Below are 18,620 nucleotides of genomic sequence, written 5' to 3' on the forward strand. Positions count from 1 at the left end.
TTTACGGCGTTTGAGAAAAGTCTTGTGCAAGGATGAGCCCGATAAAACAGAGCACCACTCCAACACCCATCAAAATAAAAGGAATGAGGAGCTTGCGTTTTAAATACAGAAAAAGAAGTAAAAGTAAAAATCCTCCGCCGAACAGGCTTGTTCCAATAATAAATGTCGTATATTCCATGATTCACCTCGTGTACGTACGTTGAATCCCTTATAATTATAATAGAAAATGGTTCATTACGACTAGCGTGTTCATGTCAATTTGTTGAAAAATGAAAGGGGTAATCTCTTGAACATAGAAGACTTACAACCAACTAAAATCGTCGTTTTAACTGGAGCGGGAATGTCTACAGAGTCTGGTGTGCCAGATTTCAGGTCACAGCGTGGTCTTTGGAGTCGTTATAATCCTGCGAAAGTAGCGAGTGTAGAGTCGTTAGAGAATCATTATGAGCTGTTCTCAGAATTTTATCGAGAGCGAATGAAAGCACTTAGAGCAATAGAACCTCACCGTGGTCATCGCATTTTGGCGGAATGGGAGCAAGCAGGCAAACTACATGCTGTTGCAACTCAAAATGTCGATGGACTGCACCAAGTAGCCGGTAATAAAAAAGTCTTAGAACTTCACGGTAGTATTCGTTCTACTCGATGCCATCAATGCGAACGCGTACAAAATGAAGAAACTTTTTTACGAGGTACGTATTGTGAACATTGTCAAGGAGTATTAAGGCCAAATGTTGTACTATTTGGTGAGATGTTGCCTGAACTCGTTTGGAATGAGGCCGTAAAGAAAATTGAAGAAGCAGATGTTTTACTTGTCATCGGAACGAGTTTACAGGTGAGTCCAGTTAATCAGTTGCCATATGTCGCGAAAGGGAAGACCGTTTATATTAACGATGAGCCGAGTGATTATCCGTTCGATTTTTGGATCAACAAGACGATCAGTTCTGGTCTCTTTGAACTTAAAAAAGCGTGGGGATAGAACTTATGACGTTACTTTTGTTTTTATTGTTGCCTTTAGTTATTATGCTCATCGCGATGAAAATTCAAGCAAACACGCTCGTCGTGGAAGAAAAAACGGTTCACGTTGAAGGTAACCATAAAGATTGTTCACTATTATTTATTAGTGATTTGCACAAGCGAAGGCTAAACGATCGTCACATAAAAACGATAAATACAGTAGATTGTGTCATCGTAGGAGGGGATCTTTTAGAGCGAACGACGACTGTTGAAACGCTCAAACACAACCTCAACATGTTAAAAAAATTATCAACACAAGTCATCGTCGTTTACGGCAATCATGATTATAGGTGGGACCAATGTCGACTAAGGACCATTTTGGATCAAGAAAACATCACTGTATTAGAAAACGAAGGTATGTACATTTCTGATGGCGTTTATGTGTACGGAACAAAAGATGAGTCGACGAAACAAGTGATTGTTCAAAAGCGGGGTCTTGGCGATTACTACATTCTTGTTAGTCACAATCCAATCGTTGCGCTACACCATACAAACAGTCGTCTGTACGACTTAATTTTATCGGGGCATACGCATGGTGGTCAGATACGATTGTTCGGTCTCGGTCTTCGCGAGCGGGGAAGGTGGTTGCAAGTAGGTAGTGCCAGGATGAGAATAAGCAACGGATTTGGTACACGTAAAGTTCACTTACGATTAGGAGCACCTCCTGAAGTACATCACATCCTTCTCAAAAAGGGCGCGACAACGTCTTTAAGTCGTGAACGCAGATGAGGGTAATTGAATAGCGTATACCATAACAGCATTCAAATGCCTGCGTGGTGAAAAGGAGGGGCGATATGCGTCTTGAAAGAATCGCCGCCAATAAAATAAAAGTTTTCCTTACGTTTGATGATTTAGAAGAACGTGGATTAACGATGGATGATTTGTGGCTCGACCGTCCGAGAGTACATCAACTGTTTCGCGAACTGGTAATGGAGGCGGATCAATTACTTGGATTTAAAGTTGATGGGGCGCTATCCGTTGAAGTGTTCTCAGTGCCTGCGCAAGGAATGGTTATTCATATTTCGAAAAATGAAGAAGATACGCTGTATGACGACGATGATATGATTGAAATGGATATAACCGTTGATGAGCGAAACGATTTATTTTATAAGTTTAAAGATTTTGAGGCTGTTATACAGCTCGTTCGAACTTTAAAGCGACTAGGTGTAAAAAGTGGCAAGCTACTTTCAATGAATGATTACTATTATTTGTATTTTCCTTATACTACGATCAAAAAAGTGAATATGGACAGCTTTATTGCGATTGTCTCTGAATACGCAGACGTTTGTCCCTACTCACATGTAGCCGTTGAGGAACATGGAAAGTTGCTCATGAAACGAAACGCGGTTGATCGGCTGGCGACAATATTTTATAAAGATAATCCAGACAAACAAGTGGAAAAACAGATCGATCTTTAATATAGTTAATATAGGAATTACTTCATGTAAAGTAGGGTAAAGACCCACTATAACCTGTTTTAAAGTCCGGAGTTTTCGATTATGCGTGAACTCCGGCTCACACTATGGAGGTGGCCCTTTAATGGGGAATATGAAGAGGAATGAACAGACAGTCGTAGACCAAGATGGAAACGAGAATCGTCGTATACAAGCAATGAAGTCTACGATTCAGAACGCGCTAGGTGCACTTGATTACACACAAGATACAACGGATATACTTACATCTGCATACCGCTCGTTCACTGTAGAAATTCCAATTACGATGGACGATGGCAGCATTCGAATCTTTAAGGGGTATCGTTCCCAACATATTCGTTCTTCACAGCCTTCAATTGGCAGTGTTATTTTGCATCCGAATTTGGATGAACAAGATGTACAAGCATTAGCAATGAAAACTTCTTTGCATACAGGTTTGTTAAATATTCCGTATAGCGGTGCTAGTGGAGCAATCATTTGTAACCCTTCTGATTTATCGTTTCATGAGCTTGAACAATTAAGTCGTGGCTATATTCGGGCATTATTACCGCTTATGAATGCAACGAAAGACATTATTACGCCTGATGTTCCAACGCCTGCGAATTTACAGCTAATGGCTTGGATGCACGATGAAGTTGAGATGATTCGTCCAGATCTACATCATAAAGTTGTTGCAGGACTGCCGGAGTCTCTTGGCGGTGTGCCTGGACGAGAGCATTCGGTTGCAAAAGGTGCAAAGTTCACGATTGAAAGAGCAGCTGAACGCTTAAATATGAGTGTACAAGATGCGAATATTATCGTTCACGGATTCGGCAATACAGGCGTGTATTTGGCTCGAGAGCTTGAGAATAAAGAAGCAAATGTGATCGGGGTATCTGATGGGCATGGAGCGCTTTATGACCAAGATGGGTTAGATGTTGATTACTTGCTTGATCGTCGAGACAGCTTTGGTATGGTTACGAATTTATTTAAGAAGTCAATTTCTACAGAACGATTGCTCGGTTCCAAATGCGATATATTAGTCGATGCTTCACTCGACAAGAACGTGATGACCGAACAGGTTGCTGACACGATTCAAGCTAAACTCGTTGTAGAAACGGCAAAGCAAACACTCTCTGAATCCCGAGTTGATCAATTGTTTCAAAGAGATCTATGGTCGTACCGGAAATTATGACGAATTTAGGCAATTTGACGTTAAGTCATTTTGAAGCGATGCAACATGAGCAACGGGTTACATTAAGTGAATCTGAAATTAATACGATGTTCAAAGATACGATGTATCGGGTGTTCGATCAAGTGTTTGAAGAAGCGAAACAGCACAGTACGAACATGCGAGAAGCAGCAGCTAGAATCGGAATTAAGCGCCATGCAGAAGCTTTGAATTATCGTGGTTTATCATAAGGAAGTGTCATTGTGAACAAAGAACGTATTATTATTGTCGGTGCTGGACCATGCGGTCTGGCAGCGGCTATTCGTTGTAAGGAAGCGGGATTAGACCCGTTAATTATCGAAAAAGAGAACATCGTTTCAGCAATTTATCATTATCCTACGCACCAGACGTTTTTCTCTGCTGCGAACAAATTAGAAATTGGTGACGTCCCGTTTTATTCAACAAACCATAAACCAAAACGTAATGAAGCACTCGTTTATTACCGTGAAGTCGTTCAAAGAATGGGGCTACGTATTCAAACGTACGAAGAAGTTGAACGTATACAAAAGCAGGAAAACGGACAATTTAGGGTACACACAGTGGACCGATCCAAGGCATTTAAGGAATATGAAGCGGCTTACATCATTGTTGCGACAGGCTATTACAACAATCCTAATCGCTTAGGTATTAAGGGCGAAGAAATGTCCCACGTCTTTCATTATTTTAAAGAAGCCCATCCTTTTTATGGGCAACGCGTTCTTGTCATTGGGGGTAGGAACTCTGCGGTCGACACTGCAATGGAGTTACAAAAAGCCGGTGCCAACGTTACGGTCGTTTACCGAGGTAACGATTATTCAACGAGCATCAAGCCATGGATCTTGCCTGAATTTCGAGGGCTTGTGAATAAAGAAGAAATTGACTTGTACTTTGAAACGGAAGTTGTCGAGATCCACGATACGCATGTAAACGTGCTTACAAATGGAGTCAAAAAAACAATAAACGCTGACTTCGTCTTTGCGATGACGGGTTATCACCCAGATCATTCGTTTTTAACGAGTAGTGGTGTGGCAATTGAATCTGATACGGGGAGACCTGTTTATAACAAAGAAACATTCGAGACGAATGTAGACAATTTGTTTATTGCAGGGGTGATCGCTGCAGGCAATCACGCCAATGAAATTTTTATAGAGTCTGGAAGATTTCATGGTTTACACATTGTAGATTCTATCATTGAACGCGAAAAGAGAGGTCGTTAATCGTGCAGACGATTTGCTTGCTTGCTACTGGAGGAACGATTGCTAGTAAACAGACGAAAGAAGGTCGACTCGTTGCGGGTGAATTAAGTGGTGAAGAGCTGGCTCATTCCCTAAACACACCATTCGATATTCACCTTAAAATCGATTCAGTATTGTCAAAGCCTTCAATTCATATTACGTATGAGGATTTATGGGACATCCGAAAGAAAGTCGTTGAAAACCTTCGAGCAAAAGATATTTCAGGTGTGGTCGTTACGACCGGGACAGATACGCTTGAAGAAGTGGCTTACTTCTTGGATTTAACCGTCCAAACTTCAAAGCCAGTTATTGTTACTGGTTCACAAAGGGGCCCAGAACAAGTAGGCAGTGATGCATTCGTGAATCTTCGTAATGCAATGATTGCAGCCGCTGACGAACGGGTAAAAGATCTTGGAACAGTCGTCATATTTAATGAGCGTATCTTTAGTGCGAAGTATGTAAGAAAAGAACACGCAAGCAACATTCAAGGATTTAATGCGTTTGGATATGGCTATTTTGGAATTATAGACAATGATCAAGTGCATTTATTTCAAAAGCCAATTACAAAAGAAGCTTACGCTTTAGCTGACGATTATACACCGAGTAAGTCTTATGAAATTGAAATTGTAAAAGTGCATCTTGGTGCGACAAACCGACTGCTTGACTTCGTTTTACAAGATGAACGAACGAGCGCTGTCATACTTGAAGGGGTTGGGCGAGGACAAGTTCCAAAAAACTTTATGCCGAGCATTCGAGAGGCAAAGATTCCGATTGTCGTTACTACGAGTGCGGTTGAAGGCGAAGTGTATCCTTCTTATGAATATGAAGGAAGTACATATGACTTGTTGAATCATGACGTTATTCTTGGTAAAGACTATAGCAGTAAGAAAGCAAAGATCAAAATGTATGTATTACTCGCAACAGGACAAGATTCGCTTCAACAAGCGTTTGAGCGATGAATGTTCTAGCTTTACTTTCGCTAGCTTCAGCTCCAGCACTCGCATTGCTCACGTATTTCTACTTGCGAAATGATTACGGTTCAGCCAATTGGAAAAATATCATCCGGTCGTTCGTGACGGGGATGTTAATTGTATTTCCGATTATGGCAATTCAATTTGCACTAACTGAAGAAGGGGTGTTCACATCCCGTTTGTCTGACGTATTTGTTAAGACGGCGTTTATCGAAGAGTTTTTTAAATGGTTCTTCTTACTCGTTACGATGTATCGTTTCAAAACGTGGAGTGTTAAGTATGATGGTATTGTGTACAGTGTCGCACTTTCGTTAGGGTTTGCGACGCTAGAGAACTTTTTTTATTTGCTTTCAGAAGGCGTACATACGGCATTTGGCAGGGCTCTTTTCCCTGTAAGTGGACATGCGCTTTTCGGAGTGATTATGGGTTATTATTTAGGTAACGCACGTTATATGATTGATGGTAAGAAAAAAAAAATGGTTAGTTTACGCATTGCTTGTCCCTATTTTCTTGCATGGAACCTTTAACCTTATGTTAACCTATACACAAGACTGGATGGTCGGCATTATTATTTTATTTATGATTTTCTTGTGGTGGTTAGGGTTAAGTAAAGTAAAGAAAGCAAATGAAAATAGCAAATATGTATAGGAGGTCGCTTCATGACGACAGAAACGAGGTACCGCATAGTCATACGATGCCCGAAATGTGGAGAAAAGTATATTCTTCGTGGAAGACAAAAAGCCGAAGGTGAATATGAAACAGGATTTAAACGATGCATTTGCGGGAACGAAGATGATCTCGTCATTGAAGCCACTGCTGAATAATTGTGACTTGAAAGATGGACGATGATGCGTTATCGTATAAGAACCAACTATACATTAAAATATCTTATCAAGAGAGACTGAGGGATTCGGACCGAAGACGTCTCAGCAACCAGCTCCAAATGGAGTCAGGTGCTACATCCTACGGACGTAATCGTCCGAGAGATAAGAAACTATACACGTAAAGTGTCTTTTTCTATCTCTGAAGAAGGCACTTTTGTTTATTTGTAAGGACTTGGAGGGATCAATAGTGGAGAAGCAACGATTTACTACAGAAACGAAACTTGTACAAACGGGTAATCGAAGCGATGAACGCACAGGTGCCGTGAATGCACCAATCTATATGAGCACTGCCTATCGTCATTCAGGAGTTGGTGAGACGACAGGATATGATTACGCAAGAACAGGGAATCCTACTCGTGAGATTTTAGAAGATAGCATTGCAGACCTTGAAGGTGGAATTCGGGGATTTGCCTGTAGTTCTGGGATGGCGGCAATTCAAGCAGTGTTGTCATTATTTGAGTCTGGTGATGAGATTGTTGCATCGTTAGATTTGTATGGAGTACGTACCGTCTGTTTAATGAATATTGGCCAAAGTGGGGCGTTGGTGTCCAGTATGGGGACCCTCGTGATCTAGAAACGTTTGAAGCGTTAATCGGACCACAAACGAAAGCGTTGTTTATTGAAACCCCAACCAATCCACAAATGCAAGAGGCGGATATTTTAGAACTTTCTGATGTTGCGAAACGACATAATCTTTTGCTTATTGTAGACAATACATTTTACACGCCGCTCATTCAACAGCCACTAAAAGAAGGTGCGCACATTGTCATTCATAGTGCTACGAAATATTTAGGTGGTCACAATGATTTAGTTGCAGGACTCATTGCGACGAATGACGAAACGATTGCTGAAAAGCTTTTTAACATTCAAAACGGAATAGGAATGACGCTCGGTGCTTTTGACTCCTGGCTGCTCGTTCGTGGGATGAAAACACTCGCACTACGCATGAAAAAACACGAAGAAAATGCACGAAGTGTCTCGCAGTTCCTAGCAGAGCACAGTCTAATCAAGGAAGTTCTTTACCCCGGGCGAGGCGGGATGTTGTCTTTTCGAGTCACATCAAGTGACCTCGTAGACCCGGTGCTTCGTAAGTTGCAACTTATTACATTCGCAGAGAGTCTCGGTGGGGTAGAGAGTTTAATGACTTATCCTTCAGTGCAAACACATGCGGACGTTCCAAAAGAAGTACGACAACAAATTGGTATAGACGACTGTTTGATGAGGATGTCATGTGGCATTGAAAATGCAGAAGATTTAATCGAAGATTTACGACAAGCTTTTCAAGTAGAGAGATGATTGGAGGAGTTTAGATGAGCTTTTTAGAGAGGCTAAAGGAAACGGTCTTAATTGGTGACGGCGCAATGGGAACATTGTTGTATAGCCGGGATATAACAGGATCGATTGAACAAGCAAACCTATACGCTCCAGAACTCGTGTATGAAGCTCATCTTGAGTATGTTCAAGCGGGTGCTGATATTATTCAAAGCAATACGTACGCTGCCAATCGCATTAAGTTAGACACGTACGGGCTTGATCTTCAAGTGGCAAAAATTAATAAAGAAGGAATGAAGCTTGCGAAAAAAGCAGCAGCTTTAAAGCCGAACGTCTATGTGGCAGCTACAGTCGGTGGAATTAAAGACGGGAGAACGAGTGATTGGACAGACGACCAAATTGATGAAACGGTGACTGAACAAATTGTTGCGCTGTTAAGTGAGAATCCAGATGTCGTTTTACTTGAAACGTACTACGATTTATATGAACTCATTCGCGCAGTTCGCATCGTTCGAAATCATCATCACTCAATCCCGATTATCGCCAATGTCTCGTTAGGGGACATTGGTGTGTTGCACGGTGGCATTACGTTAACAGAAGCACTAAAGCGTCTTAAAAAAGAGGGAGTAAACGTAGTTGGCGTAAATTGCCGAATGGGTCCTGCTCAAACTATAACCTCATTAAAAGAAACTGAAATTCCAGAAGGTTTGTTTTTATCTGCGTACCCAAACGCAAGTTTGCCAGGGATTCGAGACGGTAGGCTCGTTTATCAATCGAATCCTAATTATTTTAAAGCACAAGCGTCCTCTTTTCGCGAGTTAGGCATTAATATTATTGGTGGGTGTTGTGGGACGACGCCAGAACATATTCGTGGCTTAAAGGAGCGTTTGAAAGGACTAGCACCTTTAGAGAAACGAACAGTAGTCATCGAGGAAGCAACTGACGAGCAAGTAGAAGCAAATGAATCGAATCAACAAGTGTACGATGCGAATGTCATCGTTGAACTCGATCCTCCTAAATCACTTTCAAAGATGCCAGTTTTCTTAAAAGGGGCAGAAGCGTTAGTGAATGCAGGTGCGGACAGCATTACTCTCGCTGATAATTCACTTGCAACGTCACGAGTAGACAATGTTGCAGCTGCAACACTCATTCAACAAAAGACACAAGCATCACCGCTCGTTCATATCGCTTGTCGCGATCGTAACTTAATTGGTATGCAATCTCATTTGCTTGGATTACACACACTCGGTGTAAAAGAGGTGCTTGCAATTACAGGGGACCCTACGAAAGTTGGCGACTTTCCAGGTGCAAGTTCTGTCTACGATCTAACATCCTTTGATTTAATTGCAATGTTAAAAGGGATGAATGAAGGCTACTCCTATTCGGGACGTCCTCTCGGTGTGAAAACGTCATTTACGGTTGGGGCAGCGTTTAATCCGAATGTATCGAATCTTGAAAAAGCAATTAAACGATTAGAGAAGAAAATAGCAGCAGGTGCAGATTTTATTATGACGCAGCCGATGTATGACAAAGAGCAGATTAAACGGCTAAAAGACTATACGAAACATCTGTCGATTCCAATATTCATTGGTGTTATGCCACTTGTGAACGAACGGAATGCGGAGTTTCTTCATAATGAAGTTCCTGGAATATCCCTTAGTGACACTGTACGCTCCCGTATGCAAAAAACGCATGGTGATCCCCAAAAAGGAGAAGAAGAAGGTCTTCGAATTGCTGAAGAGTTACAACAAACGTGTATAGAACTTTTTGGTAAGGTGTATATCGTGACACCGTTTCTTAAATACCATATGTCTACAGCGCTAGTAGAACATGCAAGATCACTTATTAAAACGTCGTCAGTCATGACGTAACACGTGTAAATGCACATGATTTATATCGATAGGTTTCTTCTTATGAACAACTGTACTTTTGTACGGTTGTTTTTTTATGAATAAAATTCTCCATAGATTTGAAAACTAACACCATCATATAAAAAGTTTCAAAGTAAAAGGAGGAATTCATTGATGTTGAAATCTGCAAAAATACTAAGCATTTCCGCGTTAACTGCAACACTTTTGCTCTCAATTCCTCAGACGAGTGAAGCCTTTAGTGATCAAGTGATCCAAAAAGGAGCAACTGGAGATGACGTTGTAGAACTTCAAGCTAGACTTCAATACATTGGCTATTACACCGATACAATTGACGGTGTATTCGGATGGGGAACGTATTGGAGTGTACAAGAATATCAAGAAGCATTCGGGATGGAAGTTGACGGTCTCGTTGGAGATGATTTGAAAGCGAGATTAAATAAAACGACAAACTACGATGAACAGTTTGTGCATGAAGCGTTAGAAAACGGCCGTAAGTTCACCCATTACGGAACAACGCCACTAGAAATTCAAAAAGGACCAAAAGGAAGTAAAGGTGGCGGCACAACTAGTGGACAATCTGGCCAACCTTCAAATCAAGAAGGAGCGAGTGGTGGCGGTGGAACGCCAAGTAATGAAGGCCAACCGCCAGCACAATCTGGACAAGGACAAAATCAAGGACAAAATCAAGGACAAGGACAAGGACAAGGACAAGGTCAAGGACAAGGTCAAGGACAAGGTCAAGGTCAAGGTCAACCAGAAGCAGCACCTGAACAACAACCAGATACAGGTGGAGAAGTGCCTGAAGAACAGAACAATGAGGCCAACATTCAAAAAGCAACAAACGTACCAGATGGGTTTTCTGAAAACGATATTCAGATTATGTCAAATGCGGTTTATGGTGAGGCGCGTGGAGAACCTTATGTCGGTCAAGTAGCTGTTGCAGCGGTAATTATTAATCGGATGAACGATTCGGAGTTTCCGAATACCGCAAGCGGTGTCATCTTTGAACCAAGAGCGTTTACAGCGGTCGCAGACGGTCAAATCTATTTAACGCCAGATGAAACAGCCAGAAAAGCTGTGCTTGATGCGATTAACGGTCAAGACCCGTCTAATGGTGCGACGTATTATTATAATCCAGTAACGGCAACGTCTGGGTGGATTTTCGGACGACCGACAATTACCCAAATCGGTAAGCATGTGTTTGCAAATTAAGTTAAAGGAGGGACCACGATGTTTCGAGCGATAACCATTGCAGTATTGTCAGTAGCATTACTCGGTACTGGAATCTTTGCATATCAAACGCATCAAGAAAAAGAAGCTTTGGCAATTAGTCATGAAAACAACTATCAGCGCGCCTTCCACCAATTGTCTTACCACATGGATCAATTAGAAGATGAATTAGGTGCATCGTTAGCAACGAACGGTGTGAGTCAATTTTCAGGTTCTCTTGCAGAGGTTTGGAGAATATCTTCATTAGCCACAATGAGATGGGAGAACTGCCACTCGGTATGATTCCTGCGAAAGAAACGGATCAATACTTAGCCAACGTTGCGGAATTCTCGTATGAGACAGCTGTACGTGATCGTGATGAAGAGCCGTTAACTGATGAAGAATATGACAAACTCGAGAACTTCTACAGTCAAGCGAAAGAAATTAAGCATGATCTTCGCACGGTGCAAGCACAAGCGTTGAACAACGATTTTCGTTGGTCTGACGTAGAACGAGATTTAATGAGTGAGCAAAACCCTGGCGAAGGGACAATGGTTTCGTCATTCAAATCGATTGATCAAAAAGCAAAAGGTTTCTCAGAAAACAATTGGAACGATGATGCTGGCTTTTCATTAGATGTAAATAAACGACTAGCGAAAGTAGTCAAAGATAAAGAGGAGTTATCAGAAGAAGAAATTATAAAAAAGGCGAAGGCTTTTTTAGATCTTCCTAATACTGTTGATGCGAAGGCAGAAAAATTAGGTGAAGGAATGCCATACAAAGGCTACCAAGTCGTTATTGAAGATTCTGATGGCGAACGCAACTATATGATTGATATGACTGAACGGGGCGGTTTACCGGTTTGGGCATTGCAATCAAGAGATATCACTGAACCGAAAATCGGATTGAATGAAGCGTCAGAGAGAGCAAAAGAATTTTTAGAGGATAAAGGTATTACTGACGTTCAACTCGTAGATAGTAAGCAATACGATACGATTGGTACGTTCCAGTTTGTACCTGTAAAAGACGATGTTCGTCTTTATCCAGATGCGCTCATCGTTGAAATTGCGCTAGATGATGGTGACCTTGTCGGTTTTAAAGGTGCCAATTACTTTGCAAATCATCGCGAACGCCATGACTTAAGTCCAGCGCTAACACTTGACGATGCACTGGATGAATTGCACCCGAACTTAAAGTCTAGAGAAGAGCATTTAGCTGTTATTGAAAATCAAAACGGTGACGAAGTACTAACCTACGAAATCTTTGCAACGATGAATGGTGATACGTATCGCATTTATTTAAATGCAGACACAGGTTTTGAAGAAGAAGTGAAACGAATGCAAGAAGCAGAACCAGTGTACGATGTTGATGTTATTTAAATAAAAGATCGCCGGCAGGTGTGGCACCCATCTGCTGGCGATCTTTTTATTGTCTCTTGACAACATCTAAAAACAAGAATAGGATATAGATTATCATTCCTGACTAAACGAATAAGATTTAGAGGTGATCCCTTGTCTAGTTATGTTCAACCCGTGTCCGAACAACAATCGGTCGTCAAACAAACGTTAGGACTCAAGCGTCCTCAACTTAATTTAGTAACCGTTGGACTTATAGCTTCAATTTTATTAGCCATTTATTTACTCTTTACACAACATTTTGTCCAGCCTATTTTACTCATTATTGGTATTTTACTCGGCTATACATTATTTCATGCCCGCTTCGGCTTTACGAGCGCCTTTCGAAGGTTAGCGTCTGTTGGGAACGGTCAAGCCGTTCGAGCACACATGCTTATGTTGGCAGTTGCGGTCACATTCTTTGCACCGATTTTAGCGACAGGCTTTACCTTTTTTGGAGGCGAAGCAACAGGCAACATTTCACCAGTTGGTGTTAGCTTAATTATCGGGGCATTTATGTTTGGAATTGGTATGCAACTCGGTGGTGGGTGTGCGTCAGGAACACTTTACGCCGTTGGTGGTGGACGTTCTGTAATGTTCATTACTTTGCTATTTTTCATTATCGGATCTACGATTGGTGCAGCGCACTTTAACTTTTGGATGGAAGACATGCCTGCGTTTGAACCATTTTCATTAGCCACATCTACTGGGCTAGGTTATGGAGGCGCATGGATGGTCTCGCTAATCATTTTCGCGGTGATTGCATTAATTACAGTCCTGATCGAAAAGAAGAAAAACCCACCGAAGCTTGCGGAAGTTCCTTCTGAACGAGGATGGAAACGAATATTTAGAGGGTCTTGGCCGCTGTTTGCGGCAGCAATCGTGTTAGCAGTACTAAACGCGATTACACTACTCGTTCGTGAAACACCATGGGGCGTCACGTATGCCTTTACGTTGTGGGGATCTAAAGCTGCTCAATTTTTAGGTTTCGATGTTGAGAGTTGGGGTTTTTGGCAAGGAGATACTGCAGCATTAAATGCTTCAATTTTTGCGGACACAACTTCTGTGCTTAACTTTGGCGTTATTCTTGGTGCATTTTTAGCATCAGCTGCTGGTGGTTTGTTTAAGTTTAGCAAGATTACAAAAGGAAACGCGCTTGCGTCTGTTATTGGTGGTTTAATGATGGGCTATGGTGCACGTTTAGCATTTGGATGTAACATCGGTGCTTATTTCAGTGGGATTGCTTCGTTTAGTGCTCACGGTTACATTTGGGGAATTATGGCGCTAGGCGGAACGTTCCTTGCACTCTATCTACGGCCTTTATTTGGTCTAAGTGTTCCTAAACAAAACGATAGTTTCTGCTAATTACAGTGGTTTGCTTCACGACATGTCGAAGCAAACCACTGTTTTTTGTAGGAAAACTTTCCATTTGATTTCTTGACTAGAATTGTTTTCAGTTCTTTATTATGATAAGATTTAGGCACTGATATTCGAGTAAAATGACCTTACATACGGAGAGAATAACTTTGAAAATCAACATTGCAATCGACGGACCAGCAGGTTCTGGAAAAAGCACAGTAGCGTCGCTAGTTGCTGAGGAGCTAGGCTATTTATATATTGATACAGGAGCAATGTACAGGCGCTTACGTATCAAGCAATAACTCATGAAATTAAGCCATCTGAAGAAGGAAGCTTAATGCAATTACTAAACCGTATGGACTTTAAGCTGTCGGACGAGGGCAACCAAATGCTTGTTAACGAAGAGCTACTCGGTGAAGAAATTCGGACAAGGGAAGTGACGAGTCACGTGTCCGAAGTATCAGCACATCGATTGATTCGTGAAGCGATGGTTAAGAAACAACAGCAGTTAGCTACGGAGAAAGGTGTCGTATTAGATGGTCGAGACATCGGAACGTTCGTTTTACCAGATGCCGAACTGAAGATTTACTTATTCGCTACAGCAACTGAGCGAGCGAATCGTAGACATCAAGAAAATGTCCAAAAAGGTATTGAATCAAGTTTTGAAGAGATATATAACGATCTTATCGAACGAGATCGCTATGATACATCAAGAGCTTATGCACCGTTAAAGCAAGCAGATGATGCAGAACCTCTTGATACTACAAATCTTACGATAACAGAAGTTATTGAGACGATTGTTACTCGCGCCCGACTGAAGGAGATTGAGACGAATGATTTATAGAATTGGTCAATTTCTTTGTCGAATTGTACTTTCAGGGGTTTTTTTCGCGAAGATACAGGGAAAGGAACATATACCGAGTGATGGACCAGTTATTATATGTTCCAACCATAAAAGCAATTGGGACCCACCATTTCTAGGTTCTTACATTAAGCGTCCATTACGTTTTATGGCGAAAGAAGAACTGTTTGAAAAGAAGTTTATCGGTGGTCTTCTAAGAAGGCTTGGAGCATTTCCAGTGAAGCGTGGTTCTGGAGATCGTCAGTCATTAAAGACAGGTATTAACCACTTGAAAAATGGCGAGATGATGCTCTTGTTCCCAGAAGGGAACAGAAGTAAAGACGATCAACTTGGTGAAGGATTAGCAGGCGCTGGTTTTTTTGCACTTAGAACAGAAGCGGTAGTCGTACCTGCATATGTGAAAGGCTGGTACAAGCCATTTAAAGGTGTACAATTAACTTACGGCAAGCCTATTCCTATGGATGACCTTCGTGAATCGAAAGCCAGTTCAAGGGAAGCCACTGAACGAATCATGGAGCACATCCGGCAACTCAGAGATGACATTGAGTAAGTAGCACGAATCGATTGTCTGCAACATTCTTCTAAACAAATGAAGAATTTTGTATATATAAAGTTCTTGATGACTACGAAAGATGTTTTTAAAGGGAAGTAAGGAGGCAAATGACATGGTTGAAGAAATGAACAACGAATTAAACGAAATGAAGGATTTTAATGTCAATGACATTGTAACCGGTAAGGTAACGAAGGTAGAAGAAAAGCAAGCATTTGTTGATGCGGGATATAAGGTGGATGGCATCATCCCAATTAGCGAACTGTCTAGCTTACACGTAGAAAAAGTAAGTGACATCATCTCTGAGGGAGATGAACTTAAACTTAAGGTCATTAAAGCAGAAGACGATGAACTTATTTTGAGTGTACGCGGTGCTCGTGCTGACAAAGCATGGGATGAGTTGCAAGCGAAGTTCAATAACAATCAAACGATTGAAGCTGAAGTTGCTGAGATTGTAAAAGGCGGATTAGTCGTTGACGTTGGTGTTCGTGGATTTATTCCAGCTTCACTCGTAGAACGTCATTTCGTTGAAGATTTCTCTGATTATAAAGGGAAGACATTGGAGTTAAAGATCGCTGAAATCGATCCAAGTGATAATAAATTAATCTTGTCAAGGAGAGCTGTACTCGACAACGAAGTAGAAGCGAAGAAGAAAGACATCCTTGATAACTTAACGGTTGGCGATACGGTTAAAGGGACTGTTCAACGTTTAACAGACTTTGGTGCATTTGTTGATGTAGGCGGAGTTGACGGACTCGTTCACATTTCACAAATGGCTCACCACCGTGTTGAGTCACCAGGCGAGATCGTCAAAGAAGGCGAAGAAATTGAAGTGAAGATCCTCGCAGTCGATGCTGACAAAGAGCGTGTGTCACTTTCAATTAAAGATACGCTACCAGGACCTTGGACAACGATTGAAGGTCAGTTCCAACCAGGAGACGTTATTGACGGACACGTGAAGCGTCTCGTATCTTTCGGGGCATTTGTTGAAGTTGCGCCGGGTGTTGAAGGGCTCGTTCACATTTCACAAATTGCGAACCGTCACATTGGAACGCCTAGTGAAGTGTTAGAAGAAGGACAAGCTGTTCAAGTGAAGATCCTTGAGATTAGCCCTTCAGACCAACGCATCTCATTGAGCATACGTGAACTTGAAGAGAGCACAACGTCTAGCCAAAAGGTTCAACGTGAATATGAAGCACCTGAAGAAGAACATTCTGGTTTTTCCCTCGGTGATATGATTGGTGACCAATTAAAGAAATATCGTAATTAATTGTAAATCGCGGAAATCGGCGGATACCTTTTAGGATTCGCCGATTGTTTTGTGACGGATTGCTTTTCTTTATTCTTGTCTATACTGGATAAGAAAAAAGGAGAGTTTCTCTTGGAGGACTTGTTATTTTATTGGTTTTCGTGGATACTTTGGGTAATTGTTACCTTCTTCTTTAAGAAGACAAGAGCAAGGTTTTATCTTGCTGTTTGGATTCTCATAGTCATGATTGTCAAACCACTAACGATTCCTGGTATACAAGGCGATATTTCGTTAGCTTATATATTCTTAACGCTCGGTGCGATGATTTGGGTAGGGCAGACGATCAAGTGGCATCATTTTCTATCGATGATAACAATGACAAGCTTAGCCTTTCTTTATGCTGCTTTGCAGCTCTCGTATTGGTTTAGTCCAGTGATCTTTTTAATTCATGAAACATGGCTAGTCGCAGTTATCATGGTTTTTGTTACACTTTTGGTCGTAAGCAAGCCGCATAACCGAATTCCCTGGTTGATTGTCGCATGTTGCATCGGGAATTTTTGGCAAGCAGTCGTTGTGTCTCCGTTAACGTCCGGTTTACATTTAGGTTTTAACCACTTTTTTAATGATGTGTCAGCCATGGTTATCTTACTCGTTGTGTGGCACGTCGTTGAACGATTGATTTATGAGTTTTCCAAGCTTCAAAAAGGTGCAGCAAAGCACCAGACATCATTAACGATGTGAAGGAATAGATTTAAGAGAACAGGGGGCATGTAAGTACATGTCAAAGCCAGTAGTTGCAATTGTAGGTCGCCCAAATGTAGGGAAATCAACGATATTTAATCGTATGGTTGGTGAGCGAATGGCGATCGTTGAAGATAAACCAGGCGTAACGAGAGATCGTTTGTATGGACAAGGGGAATGGTTAAACCGCACGTTTCATGTCATTGATACCGGTGGAATTGATATCGTAGATGAGCCGCTTCAAGATCAAATGCGCATGCAAGCTGAGATCGCCATTGAAGAAGCAGACATTATTATTTTTATCGTGAATGGTCGTGACGGCATTACATCTAGCGACCAAGACGTGGCGAGCATTTTGCAACGCTCGAAGAAGCCAGTCGTCATCGGTGTAAACAAGGTTGATAACCCTGATATGCAAGAGCATATTTATGATTTTTACCAATTTGGATTTGGTCAACCGTTTCCGATTTCCGGTTCTCACGGAATAGGTATTGGAGATATGTTAGATGAAGTGTTTGCAAACTTCCCAGTAAATGAAGAAGACGAAGAAGATGATGGTGTGATTGATATTGCAGTCATCGGTCGTCCGAATGTAGGGAAATCAACACTCGTGAACTCAGTTCTCGGTGAAGAACGTGTGATTACGAGTAATATTGCTGGTACGACGAGAGATGCGATTGATTCGTATTTCGAACAAGATGGACAAGAGTACCGAATCATTGATACAGCCGGGATGCGAAAACGCGGGAAAGTATATGAGAATACAGAGAAATATAGTGTTCTTCGTGCGATGCGTGCTCTTGAACGAGCGGATGTCGTTCTTGTTGTCGTTGATGGTGAAGAAGGCATTATCGAACAAGACAAAAAGATTGCCGGCTACGCTCATGAGTCAGGACGAGCCGTTATTATCGTTGTGAACAAGTGGGATGCGGTTGAAAAAGATGATCGTACGATGAAAGAATACACCGATAAGGTGCGCGAAACGTTCGCTTATCTTTCTTATGCTCCGATTCAGTTCGTTTCTGCAAAAACAAATCAACGGGTACAAAAGTTGTTGCCAATCGTAAATGAAGTCGTAGATAGTCATAAAATGCGGATGCCAACACATGTGATTAACGATGTCATTATGGATGCTGTTGCGAGAAACCCTGCACCAACTTCGGGTACGAAACGACTGCGTATTAATTATGCTACACAAGTAGCTACAGGACCTCCAACATTTGTCGTGTTCGTAAATGATCCAGAGCTGTTTCATTTCTCATATCGTAGGTATCTTGAGAATCAACTCCGTGAAGCGTTTACGTTTGTCGGGACGCCAATTCGGATTCTAGCTCGTAAAAAGAATGAATCGTGATCCATATTAATCGTTGAAGCTTTGGGGAGAGGG

At 41.6% G+C, this 18,620-nt stretch carries 16 protein-coding genes, 4 pseudogenes and 1 riboswitch; of the genes and pseudogenes, 19 read left to right on the forward strand and 1 reads right to left on the reverse strand.

The genetic code is table 11. The annotated features are described in order from the left end of the window. Position 1: 1 nt before the first annotated feature. Positions 2-178, reverse strand: coding sequence for a hypothetical protein (locus tag JCM19038_RS22560; protein ID WP_193745012.1), 177 nt, complete (start codon positions 176-178; stop codon positions 2-4). A 108-nt stretch (positions 179-286) separates the two neighbouring features. On the opposite strand from JCM19038_RS22560, the gene JCM19038_RS01540 reads away from it, so the two are divergent. The 19 genes and pseudogenes from JCM19038_RS01540 (at position 287) to der (ending at position 18,587) form a co-directional block, all read left to right on the forward strand. After that, positions 287-976, forward strand: a complete 690-nt coding sequence (locus tag JCM19038_RS01540) for an NAD-dependent deacylase (protein ID WP_042413778.1) — start codon at positions 287-289, stop codon at positions 974-976. Between the two features lie 5 nt (positions 977-981). Further along, a complete protein-coding gene (locus JCM19038_RS01545) occupies positions 982-1,743 on the forward strand; it encodes a metallophosphoesterase (protein WP_042413781.1) in 762 nt (253 codons plus the stop codon). A gap of 65 nt (positions 1,744-1,808) precedes the next feature. After that, positions 1,809-2,432 carry a genetic competence negative regulator gene (locus JCM19038_RS01550; RefSeq protein ID WP_042413784.1) on the forward strand — a complete coding sequence of 208 codons (624 nt, stop codon included), beginning with the start codon at positions 1,809-1,811 and terminating at the stop codon, positions 2,430-2,432. 193 nt (positions 2,433-2,625) lie between these two features. Beyond that, a pseudogene (locus JCM19038_RS01555) lies at positions 2,626-3,848 on the forward strand (Glu/Leu/Phe/Val dehydrogenase). 12 nt (positions 3,849-3,860) lie between these two features. Next, on the forward strand, positions 3,861-4,853 hold the full coding sequence (locus tag JCM19038_RS01560) for a YpdA family putative bacillithiol disulfide reductase (protein ID WP_042413786.1): 993 nt from the start codon (positions 3,861-3,863) through the stop codon (positions 4,851-4,853). 2 nt (positions 4,854-4,855) lie between these two features. Beyond that, complete coding sequence (locus tag JCM19038_RS01565; RefSeq protein WP_042413789.1) at positions 4,856-5,830, forward strand: asparaginase; 975 nt, start codon at positions 4,856-4,858, stop codon at positions 5,828-5,830. Beyond that, positions 5,827-6,369 (forward strand): PrsW family glutamic-type intramembrane protease, encoded by a 543-nt coding sequence (locus tag JCM19038_RS01570; RefSeq protein ID WP_307189925.1) that lies wholly within the window; start codon positions 5,827-5,829, stop codon positions 6,367-6,369. The genes JCM19038_RS01565 and JCM19038_RS01570 overlap by 4 nt, the downstream gene beginning before the upstream one ends. Positions 6,370-6,501: 132 nt before the next feature. Further along, positions 6,502-6,666, forward strand: a complete 165-nt coding sequence (locus JCM19038_RS22565; protein WP_193745013.1) for a hypothetical protein — start codon at positions 6,502-6,504, stop codon at positions 6,664-6,666. A gap of 61 nt (positions 6,667-6,727) precedes the next feature. Beyond that, a riboswitch (SAM riboswitch) is annotated at positions 6,728-6,835 on the forward strand. 78 nt (positions 6,836-6,913) lie between these two features. Beyond that, a pseudogene (locus tag JCM19038_RS01575) lies at positions 6,914-8,022 on the forward strand (methionine biosynthesis PLP-dependent protein). A 14-nt stretch (positions 8,023-8,036) separates the two neighbouring features. Then, a complete protein-coding gene (locus tag JCM19038_RS01580) occupies positions 8,037-9,869 on the forward strand; it encodes a bifunctional homocysteine S-methyltransferase/methylenetetrahydrofolate reductase (RefSeq protein ID WP_042413791.1) in 1,833 nt (610 codons plus the stop codon). Positions 9,870-10,022: 153 nt separating this feature from the next. After that, positions 10,023-11,081, forward strand: a complete 1,059-nt coding sequence (sleB, locus tag JCM19038_RS01585; protein ID WP_042413793.1) for a spore cortex-lytic enzyme — start codon at positions 10,023-10,025, stop codon at positions 11,079-11,081. Positions 11,082-11,099: 18 nt separating this feature from the next. Next, positions 11,100-11,524 (forward strand): annotated as a pseudogene (locus JCM19038_RS20235) (germination protein YpeB); the annotation flags it as partial. A 105-nt stretch (positions 11,525-11,629) separates the two neighbouring features. Further along, positions 11,630-12,457 (forward strand): PepSY1/2 domain-containing protein, encoded by an 828-nt coding sequence (locus JCM19038_RS01590; protein ID WP_373902279.1) that lies wholly within the window; start codon positions 11,630-11,632, stop codon positions 12,455-12,457. Between the two features lie 132 nt (positions 12,458-12,589). After that, positions 12,590-13,837, forward strand: coding sequence for a YeeE/YedE family protein (locus JCM19038_RS01595; RefSeq protein WP_042413796.1), 1,248 nt, complete (start codon positions 12,590-12,592; stop codon positions 13,835-13,837). 134 nt (positions 13,838-13,971) lie between these two features. Next, a pseudogene (gene cmk, locus JCM19038_RS01600) lies at positions 13,972-14,675 on the forward strand ((d)CMP kinase). After that, positions 14,665-15,243: a 1-acyl-sn-glycerol-3-phosphate acyltransferase gene (locus JCM19038_RS01605; protein ID WP_042413801.1), complete on the forward strand. Its 579-nt coding sequence runs from the start codon at positions 14,665-14,667 to the stop codon at positions 15,241-15,243. Before cmk ends, JCM19038_RS01605 begins: the two are co-directional and overlap by 11 nt. 115 nt (positions 15,244-15,358) lie before the next feature. After that, positions 15,359-16,513, forward strand: coding sequence for a 30S ribosomal protein S1 (gene rpsA / locus JCM19038_RS01610; RefSeq protein WP_042413805.1), 1,155 nt, complete (start codon positions 15,359-15,361; stop codon positions 16,511-16,513). A 111-nt stretch (positions 16,514-16,624) separates the two neighbouring features. After that, positions 16,625-17,233: a hypothetical protein gene (locus JCM19038_RS01615; protein ID WP_042413808.1), complete on the forward strand. Its 609-nt coding sequence runs from the start codon at positions 16,625-16,627 to the stop codon at positions 17,231-17,233. 37 nt (positions 17,234-17,270) lie between these two features. After that, positions 17,271-18,587, forward strand: a complete 1,317-nt coding sequence (gene der, locus JCM19038_RS01620; protein ID WP_042359164.1) for a ribosome biogenesis GTPase Der — start codon at positions 17,271-17,273, stop codon at positions 18,585-18,587. Positions 18,588-18,620: the final 33 nt, after the last annotated feature.

Source organism: Geomicrobium sp. JCM 19038 (assembly GCF_000698125.1).
Classification (GTDB): Bacteria; Bacillota; Bacilli; order Bacillales; family Marinococcaceae; genus Geomicrobium_A.

What these genes read in the sequence shown, in the direction of transcription:
- JCM19038_RS22560 (WP_193745012.1), bottom strand. Translation starts at nt 178, where the DNA reads ATGGAATATACGACATTTATTATTGGAACAAGCCTGTTCGGCGGAGGA.
- JCM19038_RS01545 (WP_042413781.1), top strand. Translation starts at nt 982, where the DNA reads ATGACGTTACTTTTGTTTTTATTGTTGCCTTTAGTTATTATGCTCATC.
- JCM19038_RS01550 (WP_042413784.1), top strand. Translation starts at nt 1,809, where the DNA reads ATGCGTCTTGAAAGAATCGCCGCCAATAAAATAAAAGTTTTCCTTACG.
- JCM19038_RS01570 (WP_307189925.1), top strand. Translation starts at nt 5,827, where the DNA reads ATGAATGTTCTAGCTTTACTTTCGCTAGCTTCAGCTCCAGCACTCGCA.
- JCM19038_RS22565 (WP_193745013.1), top strand. Translation starts at nt 6,502, where the DNA reads ATGACGACAGAAACGAGGTACCGCATAGTCATACGATGCCCGAAATGT.
- JCM19038_RS01580 (WP_042413791.1), top strand. Translation starts at nt 8,037, where the DNA reads ATGAGCTTTTTAGAGAGGCTAAAGGAAACGGTCTTAATTGGTGACGGC.
- sleB (WP_042413793.1), top strand. Translation starts at nt 10,023, where the DNA reads ATGTTGAAATCTGCAAAAATACTAAGCATTTCCGCGTTAACTGCAACA.
- JCM19038_RS01590 (WP_373902279.1), top strand. Translation starts at nt 11,630, where the DNA reads ATGGTTTCGTCATTCAAATCGATTGATCAAAAAGCAAAAGGTTTCTCA.
- JCM19038_RS01605 (WP_042413801.1), top strand. Translation starts at nt 14,665, where the DNA reads ATGATTTATAGAATTGGTCAATTTCTTTGTCGAATTGTACTTTCAGGG.
- rpsA (WP_042413805.1), top strand. Translation starts at nt 15,359, where the DNA reads ATGGTTGAAGAAATGAACAACGAATTAAACGAAATGAAGGATTTTAAT.
- der (WP_042359164.1), top strand. Translation starts at nt 17,271, where the DNA reads ATGTCAAAGCCAGTAGTTGCAATTGTAGGTCGCCCAAATGTAGGGAAA.